The sequence below is a fragment of the Bradyrhizobium sp. 139 genome (genome assembly GCF_023074175.1).
In the GTDB taxonomy this organism is placed as follows: domain Bacteria; phylum Pseudomonadota; class Alphaproteobacteria; order Rhizobiales; family Xanthobacteraceae; genus Bradyrhizobium.
The window spans coordinates 38,445-56,819 of record NZ_JADPKS010000050.1 but is presented as its reverse complement, the minus strand read 5'-3'; the positions used below and the strand labels follow the sequence as shown (position 1 = coordinate 56,819).

At 65.2% G+C, this 18,375-nt stretch carries 20 protein-coding genes; 9 read left to right on the top strand and 11 right to left on the bottom strand.

From position 1 onward, the window contains the following. Positions 1–5: 5 nt before the first annotated feature. From IVA80_RS12990 to IVA80_RS12975, 4 genes are read right to left on the bottom strand one after another with little or no spacing between them, the layout of a single operon-like run. Entirely contained in the window at positions 6–593 is a 588-nt protein-coding gene (locus IVA80_RS12990; RefSeq protein ID WP_247430019.1) for a histidine phosphatase family protein, read from the bottom strand. 1 nt (position 594) lies between these two features. Further along, complete coding sequence (locus IVA80_RS12985) at positions 595–1,800, bottom strand: extensin family protein (protein WP_247430017.1); 1,206 nt, start codon at positions 1,798–1,800, stop codon at positions 595–597. 48 nt (positions 1,801–1,848) lie between these two features. Beyond that, a complete protein-coding gene (locus tag IVA80_RS12980; RefSeq protein ID WP_247430015.1) occupies positions 1,849–2,091 on the bottom strand; it encodes a hypothetical protein in 243 nt (80 codons plus the stop codon). A 51-nt stretch (positions 2,092–2,142) separates the two neighbouring features. Next, complete coding sequence (locus tag IVA80_RS12975) at positions 2,143–2,286, bottom strand: hypothetical protein (RefSeq protein WP_247430013.1); 144 nt, start codon at positions 2,284–2,286, stop codon at positions 2,143–2,145. A 140-nt stretch (positions 2,287–2,426) separates the two neighbouring features. Here IVA80_RS12975 and IVA80_RS12970 point away from each other — a divergent pair, with 140 nt between their 5' ends. Beyond that, the gene (locus IVA80_RS12970; protein WP_247430011.1) at positions 2,427–3,194 is read left to right on the top strand and encodes a DUF2147 domain-containing protein; all 768 of its coding nucleotides are present in this window, start codon (positions 2,427–2,429) and stop codon (positions 3,192–3,194) included. Positions 3,195–3,520: 326 nt separating this feature from the next. Here IVA80_RS12970 and IVA80_RS12965 read toward each other — a convergent pair whose 3' ends face one another. Further along, on the bottom strand, positions 3,521–4,087 hold the full coding sequence (locus IVA80_RS12965) for an NUDIX hydrolase (protein WP_247430009.1): 567 nt from the start codon (positions 4,085–4,087) through the stop codon (positions 3,521–3,523). 62 nt (positions 4,088–4,149) lie between these two features. Continuing rightward, positions 4,150–5,013 (bottom strand): archaetidylserine decarboxylase, encoded by an 864-nt coding sequence (asd, locus tag IVA80_RS12960; RefSeq protein WP_247430007.1) that lies wholly within the window; start codon positions 5,011–5,013, stop codon positions 4,150–4,152. Between the two features lie 35 nt (positions 5,014–5,048). Between asd and IVA80_RS12955 the strand changes: the two genes are divergently transcribed. Next, positions 5,049–6,713, top strand: a complete 1,665-nt coding sequence (locus IVA80_RS12955; RefSeq protein WP_247430005.1) for an aminotransferase class III-fold pyridoxal phosphate-dependent enzyme — start codon at positions 5,049–5,051, stop codon at positions 6,711–6,713. A gap of 140 nt (positions 6,714–6,853) precedes the next feature. Here IVA80_RS12955 and IVA80_RS12950 read toward each other — a convergent pair whose 3' ends face one another. The 3 genes from IVA80_RS12950 to IVA80_RS12940 form a co-directional block, all read right to left on the bottom strand. Further along, the gene (locus tag IVA80_RS12950) at positions 6,854–7,513 is read right to left on the bottom strand and encodes a hypothetical protein (protein WP_247430003.1); all 660 of its coding nucleotides are present in this window, start codon (positions 7,511–7,513) and stop codon (positions 6,854–6,856) included. A gap of 242 nt (positions 7,514–7,755) precedes the next feature. Beyond that, positions 7,756–8,445, bottom strand: coding sequence for a methyltransferase domain-containing protein (locus IVA80_RS12945; RefSeq protein WP_247430001.1), 690 nt, complete (start codon positions 8,443–8,445; stop codon positions 7,756–7,758). Between the two features lie 36 nt (positions 8,446–8,481). Next, entirely contained in the window at positions 8,482–9,534 is a 1,053-nt protein-coding gene (locus IVA80_RS12940) for a glycosyltransferase family 1 protein (RefSeq protein ID WP_247429999.1), read from the bottom strand. Positions 9,535–9,808: 274 nt separating this feature from the next. Here IVA80_RS12940 and IVA80_RS12935 point away from each other — a divergent pair, with 274 nt between their 5' ends. Continuing rightward, positions 9,809–10,516 carry a L,D-transpeptidase gene (locus IVA80_RS12935; RefSeq protein WP_247429997.1) on the top strand — a complete coding sequence of 236 codons (708 nt, stop codon included), beginning with the start codon at positions 9,809–9,811 and terminating at the stop codon, positions 10,514–10,516. Between the two features lie 213 nt (positions 10,517–10,729). After that, on the top strand, positions 10,730–11,074 hold the full coding sequence (locus IVA80_RS12930; protein ID WP_247429995.1) for a GIY-YIG nuclease family protein: 345 nt from the start codon (positions 10,730–10,732) through the stop codon (positions 11,072–11,074). A gap of 131 nt (positions 11,075–11,205) precedes the next feature. On the opposite strand, the gene IVA80_RS12925 is transcribed toward IVA80_RS12930, so the two are convergent. Beyond that, positions 11,206–11,481 carry a hypothetical protein gene (locus tag IVA80_RS12925; RefSeq protein ID WP_247429993.1) on the bottom strand — a complete coding sequence of 92 codons (276 nt, stop codon included), beginning with the start codon at positions 11,479–11,481 and terminating at the stop codon, positions 11,206–11,208. Next, a complete protein-coding gene (locus IVA80_RS12920) occupies positions 11,474–12,268 on the bottom strand; it encodes a DUF899 domain-containing protein (protein WP_247430132.1) in 795 nt (264 codons plus the stop codon). Before IVA80_RS12920 ends, IVA80_RS12925 begins: the two co-directional genes overlap by 8 nt. A gap of 150 nt (positions 12,269–12,418) precedes the next feature. Between IVA80_RS12920 and IVA80_RS12915 the strand changes: the two genes are divergently transcribed. The 5 genes from IVA80_RS12915 (at position 12,419) to IVA80_RS12895 (ending at position 18,373) form a co-directional block, all read left to right on the top strand. After that, a complete protein-coding gene (locus IVA80_RS12915; RefSeq protein WP_247429990.1) occupies positions 12,419–13,639 on the top strand; it encodes a helix-turn-helix domain-containing protein in 1,221 nt (406 codons plus the stop codon). A 28-nt stretch (positions 13,640–13,667) separates the two neighbouring features. Further along, the gene (locus tag IVA80_RS12910; RefSeq protein ID WP_247429988.1) at positions 13,668–14,315 is read left to right on the top strand and encodes a PQQ-binding-like beta-propeller repeat protein; all 648 of its coding nucleotides are present in this window, start codon (positions 13,668–13,670) and stop codon (positions 14,313–14,315) included. 126 nt (positions 14,316–14,441) lie between these two features. Continuing rightward, positions 14,442–16,010: a DUF4403 family protein gene (locus tag IVA80_RS12905; RefSeq protein WP_247429986.1), complete on the top strand. Its 1,569-nt coding sequence runs from the start codon at positions 14,442–14,444 to the stop codon at positions 16,008–16,010. Positions 16,011–16,139: 129 nt separating this feature from the next. Next, positions 16,140–17,249 carry an ABC transporter ATP-binding protein gene (locus IVA80_RS12900; protein ID WP_247429983.1) on the top strand — a complete coding sequence of 370 codons (1,110 nt, stop codon included), beginning with the start codon at positions 16,140–16,142 and terminating at the stop codon, positions 17,247–17,249. A gap of 65 nt (positions 17,250–17,314) precedes the next feature. Further along, entirely contained in the window at positions 17,315–18,373 is a 1,059-nt protein-coding gene (locus IVA80_RS12895) for an ABC transporter substrate-binding protein (RefSeq protein ID WP_247429980.1), read from the top strand. Positions 18,374–18,375: the final 2 nt, after the last annotated feature.

The following is an 18,375-nucleotide window of genomic DNA, read 5'->3' as shown; positions in this document are numbered from 1 at the left end:
CCGAGCTACGTCCCGATCTCTTCCAGTCGTCGCCAGCTGTGCAGGATCTGGCGCGCCTCGCGCGTGAACGCAAAGACGTGGCCGCCGCCGGCGGGCTGATCGTAGGCGCGATCGATAGGATGGCCGGCAGTGCGGCAGAACAGCAGCGTACCGACGGCGCCGTGACCGACGAAGAGAACATCGCCCGGACGGTTGCGGGCGAGCACGGTTTCGGCCTCGCGCACGATGCGCGCCTGTGCATCCACGGCGCGCTCCCAGCCGCGGACGCTGAGATGCGGCTCCGCGAAAAACTGATCGGCAACCGCTTCAAACTCGACGGGCTTCAGAAAGCCGGTCGCGGAGCGGTCGTTCTCGTGCATGGCCTCGCGGATCTCGATCATGAGGCCGAGCCGGGCTGCAATGATCTCGGCGGTCTCGATCGCCTTGCGTTCGCCGCTGGAGATAATTTGCGTGGTGTTCGCGAGCCAGTTCGCCTGTGCCGCCGTCTCGGTGCGCACGCGACCGACCGGGCTCAGGCCCCATTGCGGCACCGGCACGGCGGGATCGATTTGCACCTGCGGGTGGGTGAGATAGCGGATGATGTCGGCGGTCATCTTAATCGTCGGCGTACTCGTCCTCTTCCTGCTTGCGCGTCGTGCTCTTGCGCGTTCCGAGCGAGCCGGTGATGGTGGGATCACGCCGGCCAGCGTAGGGGTTGCGCTGCTGAGCGCGCCCGGCGACCTCTTCGCCGGAGACGGCGGCAGGCTGGCAGATCAGGCGGCGGCTGGCGCGGCGCATCAGGTCGACGTGGATGTGATCGTAATGATAGACGTTGGAGCCCGGCGCGAGCACCGTCGTGAAATGCGCGCACGCGCCCGACTGCACGTCGCGCAAGAACCCCTGCTCTTCCGGCATGCCGCGCCAGCCATCTTTTACGGTGACGCGGCGGCCGTCGGCGAGCACGAAAGCGGCGATGTCGAGCGCATTGCCGAAGGCGTGCTCGGAAATGTGGGCATGCGAATTGCCGTTCATGCCGCGACAGGAATAGGCGGAGATCTGCTTGATCTCGGCGACGCGTGCGCCGAACCAGCGCATCGCCGATGGCTGCACGGTGTCGGCGAGCCAGCGGTCCAGCTCGGAGACGATCGGACAGGCCAGCGTCGCAGTCGGCTTGATCGCGACGGGACCGACGGCGGTGACGGGATTGCCCTGCGCCGGACCAAGACGCGGCAGCGGTTGCTGCACGGGCGCCTGCGAGTACGGTGCCGGCCGCGCCGGATAGCTCGGCGCATTCATGTAGCGCGCCGCGCCCGCGGCATCGGTGCCCTCGGGCGGCAGGTCGATCTCGTCGTCCTGCGGCGCCACGCCGGGCGCGTTCAACGACACCGGGCCGGACGGCGCGGCATAGCCGGAGGGCTGACGCACCGCGCTCTCGGGATAATTCGACCGCTGCGGATAGGAGGAGGCCGGATAGTTCTGGCTCTGCGGCAAGTTCGATCGCGGCTGCGTCACCGGCCAGCGCGGCTGGTTGCCGACGCTCCCCGGCGGGCGCAGTTCCTCATCGGCAAAGCCGTAGCTGCTCGAGGCTTCGCCGATGGCCGCGACCTTGAGCGGAAACTCGGCGCCGCACATGCCTGGCCCGGAGATCGGGTCGATGCGGACGAGATCTGGCCCCTCTTTCACCGCGCCCGATTTCAGGCACGCCGCTTCGGCCTCGGCCCGCCACGGTTCACGTTCGGCCTGGAAGAAGCCGCGTCCGCAACCCGCTAGCGAAACAAGGACGATGGAGCCGACGAGATACAAACGAACTCCGCGCGTCATGCACGCAGGTTCGGTGAATTTACTTAAAGACTCTTCAACGCGTTGATTTCAGCCTTCTTTAACCATGCCGGCCTGCGCACGCCAGAATGCCGCCGGGATGAGCGACAGCAAGGCTGACTTTTTCGAAAAGAGACTTTCTGTTAACCATGCTGCTCCCGCGCAGAGCGCGCGAGCAGCGGGAGCGACCTCATGACGTTCGCTGCAAGATTGAGCGTTATCGCCGCGTACCTCGCCATGGCCTTCGTCGGCGCCATCGTGCTCGGCATGATCTAGCGACGCATCAAAGCGCATCGAAGGCTGCCGCTCTTCCCTTTTCGTAGATTGCGCTTGTATCGCGATACGCTACGACCTCGCACTCCATTGCCGCGACGTCGTGATCAGCTTCTCCCGCTGCTCCTCGACGCGCATCCAGTCATTGCCGCAGCAAAAGAAGTGGCCAGGCACGCAGGCTTTGACACGGAGCTTGCCGGAGGCTTTCAACGTCATCGTCTGCCTCGCCCAGACGGCGCCGGACCCTTGTGACGTCCATCACAGAAGGCGGGACCTAGCAGGCCTAGGGTCGAACCCGGCTTCATCCACCAGCGACTTCAGTCCATATCGGCACCACGCAATTTTCGGAGGTTGTCATGAACAAGCTCACCATCGCCGCCACCGCGCTCTTCCTCGCTTCGACCACCGCCGCGCATGCCGGCAATTCGATCTCGTTCCAGATCGAAGGCCAGCACATCCGCATCGAGACGCCGCGCAACTGCGCCTCGCTCAACTGCGTGACCATCGTCGCGCCGGGTCTGTCGGACAAGCCGATCAAGCTGAACAACATCAACCTCAACGGCCTTGGCGGTTCGAAGGACGATGACATCGACACCACGCCGGCTCCGGCCACGACTGCGCAGCCCGCGCCGGCTCCCGTGCAGCAGGCGCCGGTGCAGGCGACCGCGCCGGCTGCGTCCGCCGCTCCTGCTCCCGCCGCCCCGGCCGCGACAATCACCGCTGCTCCGGCCGCCGCCTACGACAACACGATGCAGACGGCGCCCGTTGCTGCGCCCGCGCCGGTCGCGATTGCTCCGGCGCCCGCTCCGGCTCCGATGGCCACCGCGCCTGCGCCGGCCGCCAGCACGCCGATCGGCGTGTGGGCGAGCGAAGAGAACAAGGGCAATGTCCGCGTCGAACAGTGCGGCACCAGCCTGTGCGGCTATGCAGAGAAGACCAATGAGCGGATCTTGATCAACATGAAGCCTGAGGGCTCGAAGTGGAGCGGCCGCATCCACGACCCCGACTCCGGCCGCAACTACGATTCGACGATCGCGATGAAGGGACCGAACGCGATGCGTGTTCAGGGCTGCGCCTTCGGCGGCATGTTCTGCGGCGGCCAGATCTGGAAGCGCGTGAGCTGATGCCGAAGGCGTCACCCGCCGCGACGTACACAATCACTCGTCATGCCCGGGCTTGTCCCGGACATCCACGTTCTTCGTACCGCGCATCAAGGCGTGGATGGCCGGGACGGCCCGGCCATGACGATGTGACGACGCCGGCCCCAGGGACCTGGCGTTTGAACGTCGCCCCGCCCATGCGAGGGTCTGATATCTCTCCGCGAAACGCGACCTCATCCTGAGGGCCCGCCGCAGGCGGGCGTCTCGAAGGATGGCCGCAGGCGAGCTCCCGCCCGTTTTTTTCATATGCGATTGCCCTGCCGCAAGCGGGGCGAGGTGAAGAAGAGAACTCACGCCTCGCCGCGCAGCCACACCCTCACCTTCTGCAACAGGCCATGACGCGGCTCGTCGACCGTGGCGGCTTCGGTCGATGTCAGCGCCTGCATGGCGACGTCGACATCGTCGGTCGCTAGCCGCGGTGTGGCTTCCGCATCAGCCGCCGCGAGGCCGGCGGCTGCGATCGCGATCGGGCCGGTCTGGGTCAGGAACGCGCGCTCATATTCGCGCGACAGGCGCGCGAGCGCGTCCTCCAGCGTCAGCCAGTCGATCGCCTTGATGTCGCTCATCAGCTTGCGGACGGGACCGCCCTCGGCCTCCATGCGCCAGAAATGCACGACCTTGGAGCGGCCGCCCGACTGATAGACGAGCGTGCCCAAAAATTCGTGGATGGCGACGTGGTGGCCGGTCTCTTCCAGCACCTCGCGATGCGCTGCCTGTTTCGGCGTCTCGCCGTCATCGAGCTTGCCCTTGGGCAAAACCCATTCGTTACGCTTGCGCTGGCGCACGACGGCGATCAGCGGCGGCGCCCCACGCCGCAGCACAATACCACCCGCCGCCATGACCGGCGCCCGTGCCATCACCAAATCCGTGTCGATCGTCCCCGCCCACCATATAGGCGGCGGGCGCGGCGGATTGAAGGCTAGTTTCTCTTCAACAGCGCTTGACCTGCGCGAACACGGCTGCCCTCTCCGATTCCGTCGCAGAACGTGAAATCGCCCGGCGCGAGGATGATGATGGTCGAGCCATGCTCGAACCAGCCGAGCTCCTCGCCTTTGGCCACCTGGACGTTGCAGGGAAAATTGACCGGGCCGCGCGTCTGCGCATTCAGCACCATGTCGAGGAAATGCAGGCGTATGCTTGCGACCAGGATCGCGGCGACCGGCACCAGCGTCACGGCCTCGCCGGTCGCAAGGTGCGTGCGGATCACCGCGCGCTCGTTCTTGCAGAACAAGCGCTCGACCCGCTTCAACGCGATCGGATTGACGTTCCAGACATCGCCATGGATCAGCGTGACGCGCTCGATATGCGCATCGAAGGGCGCATGGAAGCGGTGATACATGCTCGAGGTCAGCCGCAGCGTGACGAAGGAGCCGTTGCGGTGCTGATTGACCAGCGCGGAATCGCCGAGCAGGTCGAGCAGCGAATAGGGCGCGCCCTTGACCTGGAACAGCTCGGTATCGGCGATGCGGCCATGGGCGCCGACGATACCGTCCGAGGGGCTGGCCACGATCGACGGATCCGGATCGAACGGCCGCAGGCCGGGCTTCAGCTCCCGGGTGAAGCAGTCGTGCAGGCTCCTGAAATGAGTCTTGCGCGCCTCCGTCAAATCGAGGTCGGAAAACAGCTTCCACAGAGCGATGGAGCCGTCCCGAATGAGCGGGTTCTTGATCTTGGAGAACCAGCCCATGAAGCGGGTCAGCGCCGCGCGGGGGATGCGGTTGGTCAACAGGAAATTGAGGTCTTCCTGCTGGGTGAAACAGGCGATGAGGGCTTTGACTGTCATGAATCTGTCAGCTCGCAGTATTAGCGCTTGTTGTCATGGAAACGACACTCCCGATTCTCTCATTTTCCGTGGCCGCCGCAGCGTCCGCTGCCGCCGCCTTCCCGAAGCTCAAAGCGCGGATTGAGCTGTCCCGCGCCAAGCACCGGTCGCTCGCCGGGCACTCCAAGATGTCGCGCCGGGTGGCCAAGCTGCTCCCGTTCTACGAGTTCGAAGGCGACAAGTATTTCGGCTGCGACGGCGCGCCGGCGAATGTGGTGACGCAGCGTAAGGAGGCCTTCTTCCGCCTCGCAAGCCTCTACGCCGAGCGCTACCCGAAAGGCCGCGCGATGACGAAAGAGGCGGCGGAAAAGATCTCCGACCTGCACTTCACCGAAGCCTACCGCGTGCCGTTCCAGTTCTCGCGTCTCGTCCGCGAGCAGCTGGGCACCTCGACCTTCATGGAGTCCTCGCGCGGCGTCACCGTCACCGATGTCGACGGCAACACCTCCTACGATCTCACGGGGTCCTACGGCGTCAACATCTTCGGCAACGACTTCTACAAGGAGTGCATCGAGGGCTCCGAGAAGCGGGCGCATGCGCTCGGGCCGGTGCTTGGCCCCTACCATCCCGTCATCCTCGACAACGTGACCCGGCTCTGCCAGATCTCGGGTCTCGACGAAGTTTCCTTCCACATGTCCGGCACCGAAGCCGTGATGCAGGCGGTGCGGCTCGCGCGCTACCACACCAAGCGCACGCATCTCGTCCGCTTCGCCGGCGCCTATCACGGCTGGTGGGGCGACGTGCAACCCGGCGTCGGCAATCCGCTTCCCGCGCACGAGACCTACACCCTCGCCGAGATGTCGGAGAAGACGCTGCACGTGCTGCGCACGCGCAAAGATATCGCCTGCGTGCTGGTCAATCCGCTCCAGGCGCTGCATCCGAATGCCAATGCGCCCGGCGATTCCGCGCTGGTCGACAGCTCCCGCGGTGGCAATTTCGACCGCGCGGCCTACACCGAGTGGCTGAAGAAGCTGCGCGAGGTCTGCACCGAGCGCGGCATCGTGCTGATCTTCGACGAGGTCTTCGTCGGCTTCCGCCTCGCCGCCGGCGGCGCCCAGGAATACTTTGGCGTCCGCGCCGACATGGTGACCTACGGCAAGAGCCTCGCCGGCGGCCTGCCTGTCGGCGTGGTCTGCGGCAGACGCGAGCTGATGCGCCGTTTCCGCGACGACCGCCCTGCCGACGTCTGCTTCGCCCGCGGCACTTTCAACTCGCACCCCTACGTCATGACGGCGATGGACGAGTTCCTGAGCCGCCTCGCCAGCCCGAACTTCCGCGCCATCTATGACCACCTGGAGGCGACCTGGAACGGCCGCGCGCAAAAGCTCAACCAGATGATGACCGATGCCGACCTGCCGGTGCGGTTGGCCAACTTCTCGTCGATCTGGACGGTGAAATACACCACGCCGTCCCGCTACAATTGGATGCTGCAATATTATCTGCGCGCCGAGGGCCTGGCGCTGAGCTGGGTCGGCACCGGACGGCTGATCTTCAGCCTCAACTACACCGACGCCGATTTCACCGAGGTCGCCGAGCGCTTCGTCCGCGCGGCCGAGAAGATGAAGGCCGACGGCTTCTGGTGGCACGATGGCGTGCTCACCAACAAAAGCATCAAGCGGCAGATCCTGAAAGAGATGCTGGCCAAGCGCTTCGGGCGCTGAGGCCAATTCCTCCAACGCCGTCATGGCCGGGCCTGTCCCGGCCATCCACGCGTCTCGGCGCGAAAGTTCCAAGACGTGGATGCCCGGGACAAGCCCGGGCATGACGCAAATAATAGACATTCGTGGTCTGGGCGGCCGGATCAGGCGTGCTGCTCCTCAAGCGTGGGCTCGCCGATGAGACCCAGCGTGTGCTCGGGGTTGAGGTGCAGGCCGGGGTCCATCAGCTCGCCGCGCATCAGGGCCAGCGGAGCGCTGCGATAGAGCATCAGGTCGTGGAAGGGATCGGTCAGGATCTTGGTCATCCAGACGAGACCGGTCTTGACGTCGCGAATGAAAAACAGATGCACGGTACGGAAAAGCAGACCGCCGCCGCCGACCACGAGCCAGATCTTGGCAACCTGGCGCATGAAATCGGTCGCGCCCGCCCAGGGCGTGAACAGCCCGAACAGCGTGGGATCGACGAACAGCACCAGCGGCGATGCCGCCCAGATCGACATCAGCACCACCTTGCGCTGAAGGTTGTAGCCGACCTTGATCTCTTCCTTGTGCTCGTGCGTGGCCTGGTTGACGTGGTCGTAATCATGCGGCTCGAAGAAGAAGTGACCGGCCTGGCGCGAGGTCATCGAGACCAGCCAGCCGACCAGCGCGGAGATCATGGGATCGACGAACAGCCAGACATAGGCGAACAGGAAGCTCAGCGCGCTGACGAAGTGCAGGCTCTGATTGATGCGGCTGTGGTGATAGTAGCGATGGTCGTCCCAGCGCTGGATCCGCAGCTGCTCGAGATAATTCTTGATCATGCTCTCCCCCAAATGCTTTCGGGTTCAGGATTTACCGAGATTCGATGTACGCCGTGTGACATCATCATTTCGTCATGTGACGATGCGCAGCGGCGCGATGACGCATGGGTTACTCTCTCCCCTCACCCTGAGGAGCTTGCGAAGCAAGCGTCTCGAAGGGCGAGGCCGGCCTGGTGACAGTCGGGCCTTCATGGTTCGAGGCGGCGCTTGCGCGCCTCCTCACCATGAGGGGCAACGCTTGCTCAAGCCGCCTTGGCGACGTCGACCTTGCGGAAGCGCACCAGCGAGAAATGGCCGAGCGGCGGAATCAGGCGACGCTCGGCGAGCTCGATGCCGTCGGCGCCGGCCAGCCATTTGGCGTAACGCGACCAGGCGAACTCGGCGGTGCGGAAGCCGAGCGGACGCACCACCGGCTGGAGCTTCTGCTCGATGAAGCGGCGCATGCCGGCATCGGCGCTGACGCGGGTCAGGATGATCAGCTCGCCGCCCGGGCGCAGCACGCGGGCGAATTCGTCGAGCGCCGTTTCCGGATTGGGCACGGCGGTGACGACATATTGCGCCATCACGACGTCGAAGGAATTGTCGGGGAATTCGAGCTTCTCGGCGTCCATCGCCGCGAGGCCCTCGACATTCTTCAGCTTACCGTCGGTGACCCGCTGGCGCGCCTTGTCGAGCATCGCTTCCGAAATGTCGGTGCCGAAGATGCGCAGATGCGGCGCGTACATCGGCAGCGAGATGCCGGTGCCGACCCCGACCTCGAGCACACGGCCGCCGATCTTGTTGGTGGCCGCGATCGCGGCCTGCCGGCCCTTGGCGAACACGCCGCCGAACACGAGGTCGTAGACCGGCGCCCAGCGGTCATAGGCCTGCTCGACCGTGCCACGGGTGAGGTCAAGCTGCTGGGTGCCGTCAAGGTTCATGATCTTAGCCATCGGTGAGGTTCTCGCTGTGGTTCAGAACGGTGAGGATCAACCGCGCACCGGCCGCCGCGCCATGACCGGCGAGGCGCGCAGAATGCGGCTGGGCTGAAGTGACGTCAGGTTTCCGACGAACTGGCGCGCGCTGTTCTCCCAGGAGCGCTCCAGCGCGAAATTGCGGCAGGTCTCGCGCGACATGGTCAGTGCGCGGAGGCACGCGGTGCGCAGATCGTGGTCGATCGCGCCGATCGGGTGATCGGCAATGACGTCCTTCGGACCCGTCACCGGAAAGGCCGCAACCGGCGTGCCGCAGGCGAGCGCCTCGAGCTGCACCACGCCGAACGTGTCGGTCAGGCTCGGAAACACGAACACGTCGGCGGCGGCGAGATGCGCGGTGAGATCCGCGCCCTTCTTCTCGCCGAGGAAGACGGCGCCCGGATACTTCTTTTCGAGCTGCGTCTTCTGCGGGCCGTCGCCGACGACGACCTTGGTGCCGGGCAGATCGAGCGACAGGAATGCTTCGAGATTCTTCTCCACCGCCACGCGCCCCATCGTCATGAAGATCGGCCGCGGCAGATCGAGCGTTGCCGGAGAATCAGGATGGAACAGCTCGGTATTGACGCCGCGCGTCCAGAATCCCAGCCGCTTGAAGCCGCGCTCGGAGAGCTCCTGCCGCAGCGACGGCGTCGCCACCATGGTCATGGCGGCGGCATCGTGGAAGTGGCGCAGCACGGCATAGCCGACGGCGACCGGGATGCCGGTTCGCACGGAGACGTATTCGGGAAAACGCGTCGTATAGGACGTCGTAAAAGCGAACCGGTTGCGGCGGCAATAGGCGCGCGCGGCCCAGCCGATCGGGCCTTCGGTCGCGATGTGCAAGGCTTCCGGCGCGGCCTTCTCGATCCGCCGCGCGATCTCCTTATCCGTAGGCAGCGCGATGCGCAGGCCCGGATAGGTCGGCAGCGGCCATGACCGAAAGCCGTCCGGGTTGAGGAAGTCGATCTCGACGTCGAGCGCCTTGGCAGCGCCCGCGAGCGAGGTCAGCGTCCGCACCACACCGTTGACCTGCGGATGCCAGGCGTCAGTCGCGATTAATACCCGCATGGGGAAATCCCGAGAGTTTGATGATTCTCGGCTTTCGACCATCAACCACGGATATTTCAGGCGTGTGACGTCACAGAAATGTCGGCAGCCCGTTTTGTTCGTTAACGGGCTGGCAAGGCCACGAAACTGTCATGAAACAATCCTTGCCGCGACGAAGCCGTTTTCGATTTTCCGCGCAAACGTCCCGAAACTTATTGCCGTTAGTGATCTACGTAACGAGCACCGAAACGGTGCCGGGGTGACCAAGAAACACCGCGCAAACAGGGGCGATCAAATGTTCAATCTGGACACGTTCAAGACGTATTCGCGCGCCGTTGCGTTCACTGCAGTGGCTATTACCGCGGTGGCATTCGCCGGCCCGGCGAAGGCCGCGCCCGTGCAGCTATTCCCCTTTTTCCAGCCGCTGCCGCCGATGGCCGCGCCGCAGCCGATCCAGCCCTACCAGGCAACGACTTACCAGGCCGCTCCTTCCGAGGATCAGGATGCGGTCGAGATGCCGGCCCGCTTCCGCCGCCAGACCGTCTCCTACGCGACGCGTGAGGCGCCCGGCACCATCATCATCGATACCCCCAACACCTATCTCTATTACATGCTCGGCAACGGCCAGGCGATGCGCTACGGCATCGGCGTCGGCCGCGACGGCTTCACCTGGTCCGGCACCCAGTCGGTGACCAGGAAGGCCGAGTGGCCGGACTGGACCCCGCCGCCGGAAATGATCGCCCGCCAGCCCTATCTGCCGCGCCACATGGCCGGCGGCCCCGGCAACCCGTTAGGGGCCCGCGCCATGTATCTCGGCGGCACCATCTACCGCATCCACGGCACCAACGCCCCCGACACCATCGGCAAGCACGTCTCCTCCGGCTGCATCCGCCTGACCAATGACGACGTCTCCGACCTCTACTCCCGCGTCAATGTCGGTACCAAGGTGATCGTGCTGCCGATGACGGAGCGGAGAGCGGATCTCGGCGGCGCGACGCGCTGAACGACAGGCAGGACTGAGATACAAACGGCCTCGGCAAAACCGAGGTCGTTTTGTTTGAGTCCGTGGCGCGTCCTTCGAGACGCCCGCCTTTGGCGGGCCCTCAGGATGAGGGTGGAGTGTGCAGCTTCACGCTTGCAGCCGGACACGAATGCCAGTTAGCCTCATCCTGAGGAGCGCGCTCTTGCGCGCGTCTCGAAGGACGAGGCGGGCACGATGACCGATGGCGCGTACCTCTACATTCTCAGATGTGCCGATGGCAGCTACTACATCGGAACGACGCGAACCGAACTTGAAATCAGGATCGTCCAGCACAACGCCGGCACATTCGGCGGCTACACCAAGTCGCGCAGACCCGTGACGCTGGTCTTCTCGCAATGGTTCGACAGGATCACCGACGCAATCGAATGCGAACGTAAACTCAAGAAATGGAATCGCGCCAAGAAGGAAGCGTTCATGCGCGACGATTTTGCTGAACTGCGTGAATTGGCAAAGCGCGGGTCGCATCATCCTTCGAGACGCCCGCCTTTGGCGGGCCCTCAGGATGAGGGCGGAGTGTGAGGCTCCGAGTTCGAAGAGAGACCTCCACTTCGACATGTCGACCGTAACCAGCGGATGCCCATTGAGCCTCATCCTGAGGAGCCGCGTCAGCGGCGTCTCGAAGGACGAGGCGGGCATGACGCAGACCGCGTTCAGCCGGCCGCACCTCGCCACTCCGAGATCAGCCTCAACCACGCCGATGCATGAAACGCGCTCATCAGCAGATACATCGGCACCATCCCGCCGAGCACAGACCCGTGCCCGGCGGTACACAGCATGTCCGCCGCGCCGTTGCCGAGCATGGCCGTCACCACGGCCATGATCGCGAAGGTCGGCGTGGCCGCTAGCGCAAGCCATCTGGCGAGGTGGCGCGCGGCCACCACGCCATCGCGGCTCACGCCAGTGGCCACGCCGGCGGGACTAGTCACGGCCTTCCGCCGCCTCCTCGCGAAAAGCCTTTTCGCCGGCGTCCGAGATCTCGACCCACTTCTTGTCGGGCGCGGCACCTTCCGTGTAGCTGTCGTGCCAGTTCCACCATTTGTAGGTCGGCGTCTGCGGATAGCCCTTCGGCGAATCCTCCCAGACCTCCTGCCGGCCGAGCGGCGTGATGTCGAGGTAGTTCCAGGTGCCGCCCATCTGCTCGTCGCCCCGGCTCTTGACGAAGTAGGTGCGGAAGATGCGGTCGCCGTCGCGGTAGAACACGTTCGTCCCGTGCCATTCGTCCACGCCGAAGTCGGCGTCAAAGCTGTCCGTGATGGTGACCCATGGCATGGTCCATCCCATCCGCTGCTTCAGCCTGATGATGTCGGCCTGCGGCGCGCGCGAGGCGAACACGAGCGTGGTATCGCGGGCATTCAGGTGGGCGACATGGGCGACCTGGTCGGCCACCATGGAGCAGCCGCGGCAGGCGTGATCGGGCCAGCCGAACACGCCCGGCTCGAAGAAGGCCCGGTAGACGATCAGCTGCCGCCGGCCCTGGAACAGGTCGGGCAAACTGATCTTGCCGCCGGGCCCCTCGAACGCATAGGTTTTGGTGACCTCCATCCACGGCATGCGCCGGCGCTCGGCGGCCAGAGCGTCGCGGGCACGGGTATGCGCCTTTTCCTTCACAAGCAGTTGCTGGCGGGCGGCTTCCCAGTCCTGCGGCGACACCACCGGGGGTGTTTGCATGGCGCTCTGTCCGTTAGTCCCTGCGTTTTCTACTGATGTCATGATGGCTCTCCAAACCTCTTGCCTGGGCGGCCGTTCCGCGTCGCGCTACGACAGACGCGGAACCGTTCGCCCCTCACCGCACATTGTCGGCCGTAAACTCTTTCTGGCACCGGACAGTTGCGCGGTGGGAGTAACAAGTGTGGCGGGATTTGAATGGAGTCGCTGATCACGGCGGCAGCGCGTGCACTCGAGGCCGGCGATCCGCTCGGCGCTCTCAACCGCGTGGCGTTGCGCAACGATGCACCTTCGCTGGCGCTGCGCGGCATCGCGATGGCACAGCTCGGCGATCTCGCCAAGGCGAAGGCGCTGCTGCGGAGCGCCGCACGCGCCTTCGGTCCGAGAGAGGCCGTGGCGCGCGCAAGATGCGTGGTGGCCGAGGCCGAGATCGCGCTGGTCTCACGCGACCTGGGCTGGCCGGTAAGGACACTCGCGGCCGCGCGGGCAACGCTCGAAAAGCACGGCGATCTCGCCAACGCGGCCCACGCGGGTCACATCGAGGCACGCCGTCTTCTCCTCGTCGGGCAACTCGACGACGCCGAGCGCACGCTGGCCGAGGTCAGTACCACACCGCTCCCACCTGCATCGCAGGTCGCCCGCGAGCTCGTGGTCGCGGGCATTGCGATACGACGGCTCAGGACGGAAACCGCGCGCGCGGCGCTCGACCGGGCGGCGCGCGCAGCGCGGCTGGCCGGGATCCCGGCACTGGCCGCCGAAGTCGACAGCACGAAGCTCATCCTCGACACGCCCGCGGCGCGCCTGATCGCGCGCGGCAGCGAGCACCCGTTGTTGCTCGGGGAGGTCGAAAGACTGGCGACTTCGACAGCGCTCGTCCTGGACACCTTCCATCATGTCGTGCGCAGGCAAGTCGTTGTCGTGTCGCTCGGAACGCGGCCGGTGCTGTTCGCGCTCGCCCGTCTCCTGGCGCAGGCATGGCCCGCGGATGTCTCGCGAGAGACGCTGATCGCCGGCGCGTTTCGAGCGAAGCACGTCGATGAATCCCACCGCGCGCGGTTGCGGGTCGAGATCGGACGGCTTCGCGCCAAGCTCAAGCCGCTGGCCGATGTCAGCGCGACGAAGCAGGGTTTTGCGCTGGCGCCGCGCAAGACGCGAGACGTCATCGTGCTGGCGCGGCCGGTCGAGGAGAAGCACGCCAATGTCCTCGCCTTGCTGTCCGATGGCGAGCCGTGGTCGAGCTCGGCGCTCGCGCTCGCGCTTGGCACGAGCGCGCGCACGGTGCAGCGGGCTCTCGAAGAGCTGGCGCGATCGAACAAGGTGCAGTCGTTCGGACATGGCCGGGCACGGCGCTGGATGACGCTGCCCGTCCCGGGTTTCCCGACAGGCTTGTTACTCCCCGGACCGCTTCTGAAGGGCTAGGGTGGATCACCTCACAGGGATCGAGCAGATGAAACGTTCCGCCGCCGAAATCATCCAGGAGTACGGGCCTTTTGCAGGCGTCGAAGCCGTGCATGGCGTCACCTATGACGGCACCCATGTCTGGTTCGCATCCGGCGACAAGCTGAATGCGGTCGATCCGGCCGACGGGAAGATCGCGCGCTCGATCGATGTCGCCGCGCATGCGGGGACGGCATTCGACGGCCGGCACCTGTTCCAGATCGCGGAGGATCGCATCCAGAAGATCGACGCCGCCACCGGCAAGGTGCTCACTACCATCCCGGCGCCCGGCGGCGGCGGCGATTCCGGATTGGCCTGGGCGGAGGGTTCGCTTTGGGTCGGTCAATATCGCGAGCGCAAGATCCATCAGGTCGATCCGGAGACGGGAAAGGTTCTCCGCACCATCGAAAGCAAGCGCTTCGTGACTGGCGTCACCTGGGTCGACGGCGAACTCTGGCATGGCACCTGGGAAGGCGAGGAAAGCGACGTGCGGCGGATCGATCCCGAAACCGGAAAAGTGCTCGAGCAGCTCGACCTGCCCGCCGGGACGATGGTTTCAGGATTGGAGTCCGATGGCGGCGATCGCTTCTTCTGCGGTGGCGGCAGTCGCGGCAATGTGAGAGCGGTCCGCCGTCCCAGGCGCGCAGCCCTGCGGTGACGGCTACGCAGCAACGGCGCGTTCGCAGCCGTTAACCCATTCGCCCCAATTCCACCCCACCGGTGCGCTCTAGCGCCTCTCTCGCCTGCCCTGTAGACTTCCGGCACTGGGCCGCTTGGGGGATTGATGCGACTGACGCTGAACTTGAAGACTGTCCTGATCGCCGTGGCGGTGCTCGCGGCGTCGTTTTTCATCAGCCTGAAGGCGATGGACTGGCTGTCGCCGCGCGCGACGACGACGGCGCCGCCGGTCGCGCAATTGCCGCCGCTGCCGCCGGTCGCGAAGAACTCGATCGTGGTGGCGCCGGTTGCGATCGCACTATCGGCGATCCGCGAACAGGCCGAGAAGGCAGCGCCGCGCAATTTCGCGGGGAAGGCCGAGAATCCGATTTCGCAAATCCTGCAGGACGCCGACATCGGCTGGTCCGCCGTGCGCGGGCCGATGTCGGCTGCCGGCGACAAGGACGCGCTGACCCTGTCGACGCCGCTCTCCGGCAAGCTGAACGTGACGGGCTCGCTGTCGTCCAAAGCCACCGGCGCACTCGGCGAGGCGCTCGGCAGCGTGCTCGGTGGCAACGCGGCGAAACAAATCGGCGCCGTCAACATCAAGAACCTGAACGCCAGCGCCGAGATCAAGGGCAACGTCGTCGTCACCTCGCGCCCGAAGCTCGCGGCCAACTGGCACCTCGAGCCTAATCTCGGCGCCCAGGTCAATCTCGGCGACACCAACCTCTCGGTCGCCGGCGCCAAGGTCAACGTGCCGGCGCAGGTGAAGCCGCTGATCGACAAGACCGTCGGCGAGCAGATCAACGCCGTCTCCGAGCGCATCCGCAACGATCCCTCGCTACGGGAGAATGCAAAGGCGCAATGGGCCAAGGCCTGCCGCTCGATCCCGCTGCAAGGCTCGGGCTCCTCGGCCGCGTTGCCGCCGCTCTGGCTCGAGATGAAGCCGGTGCGCGCGATCGCGGCGCAGCCGCGCGTCGACGCGCAGGCCGTGACGCTGCTGATGGGCCTCGAGGCCGAGACGCGCGTCACCTCGAAGCAGACCAAGCCGGACTGTCCGTTCCCCGACAAGATCTCGATCGTGCCGCCGACCGGCACCGGCGTGAACATCGGCGTGCCGATCGACGTGCCCTTCACCGAGATCAACAAGCTGATCGCGGCACAGATGGTCGGCCACACCTATCCCGAGGACGGCTCCGGCCCGGTGGACGTCACCGTCAAGAGCGTCAACGTGGTCCCATCCGGCGACCGGCTGCTGATCTCGCTGCTGGTGCGCGCCAAGGAGAAGAAGAGCTGGCTCGGCCTCGGCGCGGAAGCGACCGTGCACATCTGGGGCCGGCCGATGCTCGACCAGGCGCAGCAGACGCTGCGGCTTGCCGACATCCAGCTCGCGGTGGAGTCCGAGGCCGCCTTCGGCCTGCTCGGCGCGGCCGCACGCGCGGTGGTGCCGCAGATGCAGCAGGCATTGGTGCAGAAGGCGGCGCTCGATCTCAAGCCGATCGCCGCCAATGCGCGCGAGAAGATCGCAGCAGCGATCGCCGACTACCAGAAGAGCGAGGACGGACTCAAGGTCGAGGCCAAGATCGACAGCCTGACCCTCGCCGACATCGCCTTCGATTCCAAGACGCTGCGCGTGACCGCGGAAGCCGGCGGCTCGCTCAACGTGTATGTGAGCAAGCTGTCGGGGATGTAGCACGTCCTGACCCGCCGGGCCCGCGCGCGTCGCTTGCACCGCTGGCATTCTCGTCGGGGGATGCTAAGCTGTTCTTCGCAACCTCGGACGAGGTGCTGACAGCACTATAGCTGATAACGCGAGGACAACATGGAAGCCGGCATGGTCACCCCTGCGCCGGCACTGGTGCGCTTTTCCGGCATTCAGAAGACCTATGATGGCGAGCACCTCGTGGTGAGGAACCTCGATCTCGACATCAGGAAGGGCGAGTTCATCACCCTGCTCGGTCCGTCGGGCTCGGGCAAGACGACCACGCTGATGATGTTGGCTGGCTTCGAGGTTCCGACCCATGGCGAGATCTACCTCTCCGACCGGCCGATCAAGAACGTGCCGCCGCACAAGCGCGACATCGGCATGGTCTTCCAGAACTATGCCTTGTTTCCGCACCTGACGATCGCGGAGAATATCGCCTTCCCGCTCTCCGTTCGGAAGACGAACAAGGCCGAAGCGCAGGAACGCGTCAACGCGGCTTTGCGCATGATCAAGATGGAAACCCTGGGGCATCGGCGGCCCGGGCAGCTGTCAGGCGGTCAGCAGCAGCGCGTGGCGCTGGCCCGCGCGCTGGTTTTCAATCCGCAACTCGTGCTGATGGACGAGCCCCTGGGCGCTCTGGACAAACGCCTGCGGGAGCAGATGCAGTTGGAGATCAAGCAGCTGCATGAGACGATGGGCATCACAGTCGTCTACGTCACCCACGATCAGAGTGAGGCACTCACCATGTCGGACCGCATCGCTGTGTTCAACGACGGCATCGTGCAGCAGATCGACAGGCCCGACGCGCTGTACGAGCATCCGGTGAACAGCTTCGTCGCCCACTTCATCGGCGAGAACAATGTGCTGGCGGGCACCGTCGAGTCGGTCGACAGGGACTATTGCCGCGTCGCGCTGGCTGGTGGCGGCGCCGTGACCGCACGGGTGGTCAATGTATCAGGCGCGGGTGCATTGACCTCCCTGTCGGTGCGGCCGGAGCGGATCGTCATTATCCCTGATGGCGCCTCCAGCGACGGACCGAACCGACTGGCGGCCAAGGTGCGGAACACGATCTATCTCGGCGACCACGCGCTGGCCGTGCTCGATGTCGCCGGCAACGGGGAGTTCATGGTCAAGCTTCAACCGGGGTCGCATGACAGCCTGGGACACGGCGAGAGTGTCTTCATCACCTTCCGCCCGGAGGACTGCCTGGCCCTCGATCCCGTCTGATCCGACGCAAGCGGACCCGCATCGATCAATCTCAACGCAACGCACGTGAAGAAGGAACAAAGACCATGCTGAAGCGCAAGACTGGCAAGATTGCTCTGGGGTTCGCCGCGGCGTTCAGCGCCAGCGCTGCGCTGGCCACGGTCGCGCAGGCGCGTGACCTCACCGTCGTGTCGTGGGGTGGTGCGTATCAGGATGCCCAGAAGAAGGTCTATTTCGAGCCGTTCAAGAAGGCGGCCGGTGTTGCGATGAACGACGAGTCCTGGGACGGCGGCGTCGGCGTGTTGCGCGCCAAGGTGCAGGGTGGTGCCGCCACATGGGACGTCGTCCAGGTCGAGAGCGACGAACTGGCGGTCGGCTGCGAGGAAGGCCTGTTCGAGAAGATGGATTATTCCAAAATCGGCGGCGAGGCCGCCTATATACCGCCGTCAGTCAATCCCTGCGGCGTCGGTGCCATCCTCTACGATTTCGTTCTCGGCTACGACAAGGACAAGCTGAAGGAAGCCCCGGGCGGCTGGGCCGACTTCTTCGACACCAAGAAGATTCCGGGCAAGCGCGCTTTGCGTCAGGGCCCGAAGACCACGCTGGAGATCGCCCTGATGGCCGACGGCGTCGCACCGAAGGACGTCTACAAGATGCTGGCGACCGACGAAGGCATCGATCGCGCGTTCAGGAAGCTGGACACCATCAAGGGCGATATCGTCTGGTGGAAGGCCGGCGCCCAGCCGCCGCAATTGCTCGCTTCCGGGGAAGTGGCCATGACCTCTGTCTACAATGGCCGCATCGACACCGCGAACAAGAACGACAAGAAGAATTTCGGCATGGTGTGGGACGGAGCGCTCTTCACCCTCGACAGTTGGGTCATCCTGAAGGGGAGCCCGAACAAGGACGCCGCCTACAAGTTCCTGGACTTCGCGGGCAAGGCGGAGAACCAGTCAAAACTGTCGGAGAACATTGCCTATGGCACTTCGAACAAGGACGCAGCCGGCCGGTTGCAGCCCGCCGTTCTGAAGGACCTGCCGACCGCGCCTGACAACATCAAGAACGCGGTCGAGATCAACGTTGCCTTCTGGCTCGAGAACATCGACCGCCTGACCGAGCGCTTCAACAAATGGGCCGCGAAATAGCG

What these genes read in the sequence shown, in the direction of transcription:
- IVA80_RS12990 (WP_247430019.1), bottom strand. Translation starts at nt 593, where the DNA reads ATGACCGCCGACATCATCCGCTATCTCACCCACCCGCAGGTGCAAATC.
- IVA80_RS12985 (WP_247430017.1), bottom strand. Translation starts at nt 1,800, where the DNA reads ATGACGCGCGGAGTTCGTTTGTATCTCGTCGGCTCCATCGTCCTTGTT.
- IVA80_RS12980 (WP_247430015.1), bottom strand. Translation starts at nt 2,091, where the DNA reads ATGCGCTTTGATGCGTCGCTAGATCATGCCGAGCACGATGGCGCCGAC.
- IVA80_RS12975 (WP_247430013.1), bottom strand. Translation starts at nt 2,286, where the DNA reads ATGACGTTGAAAGCCTCCGGCAAGCTCCGTGTCAAAGCCTGCGTGCCT.
- IVA80_RS12970 (WP_247430011.1), top strand. Translation starts at nt 2,427, where the DNA reads ATGAACAAGCTCACCATCGCCGCCACCGCGCTCTTCCTCGCTTCGACC.
- IVA80_RS12965 (WP_247430009.1), bottom strand. Translation starts at nt 4,087, where the DNA reads ATGGCACGGGCGCCGGTCATGGCGGCGGGTGGTATTGTGCTGCGGCGT.
- asd (WP_247430007.1), bottom strand. Translation starts at nt 5,013, where the DNA reads ATGACAGTCAAAGCCCTCATCGCCTGTTTCACCCAGCAGGAAGACCTC.
- IVA80_RS12955 (WP_247430005.1), top strand. Translation starts at nt 5,049, where the DNA reads ATGGAAACGACACTCCCGATTCTCTCATTTTCCGTGGCCGCCGCAGCG.
- IVA80_RS12950 (WP_247430003.1), bottom strand. Translation starts at nt 7,513, where the DNA reads ATGATCAAGAATTATCTCGAGCAGCTGCGGATCCAGCGCTGGGACGAC.
- IVA80_RS12945 (WP_247430001.1), bottom strand. Translation starts at nt 8,445, where the DNA reads ATGGCTAAGATCATGAACCTTGACGGCACCCAGCAGCTTGACCTCACC.
- IVA80_RS12940 (WP_247429999.1), bottom strand. Translation starts at nt 9,534, where the DNA reads ATGCGGGTATTAATCGCGACTGACGCCTGGCATCCGCAGGTCAACGGT.
- IVA80_RS12935 (WP_247429997.1), top strand. Translation starts at nt 9,809, where the DNA reads ATGTTCAATCTGGACACGTTCAAGACGTATTCGCGCGCCGTTGCGTTC.
- IVA80_RS12930 (WP_247429995.1), top strand. Translation starts at nt 10,730, where the DNA reads ATGACCGATGGCGCGTACCTCTACATTCTCAGATGTGCCGATGGCAGC.
- IVA80_RS12915 (WP_247429990.1), top strand. Translation starts at nt 12,419, where the DNA reads ATGGAGTCGCTGATCACGGCGGCAGCGCGTGCACTCGAGGCCGGCGAT.
- IVA80_RS12910 (WP_247429988.1), top strand. Translation starts at nt 13,668, where the DNA reads ATGAAACGTTCCGCCGCCGAAATCATCCAGGAGTACGGGCCTTTTGCA.
- IVA80_RS12905 (WP_247429986.1), top strand. Translation starts at nt 14,442, where the DNA reads ATGCGACTGACGCTGAACTTGAAGACTGTCCTGATCGCCGTGGCGGTG.
- IVA80_RS12900 (WP_247429983.1), top strand. Translation starts at nt 16,140, where the DNA reads ATGGAAGCCGGCATGGTCACCCCTGCGCCGGCACTGGTGCGCTTTTCC.
- IVA80_RS12895 (WP_247429980.1), top strand. Translation starts at nt 17,315, where the DNA reads ATGCTGAAGCGCAAGACTGGCAAGATTGCTCTGGGGTTCGCCGCGGCG.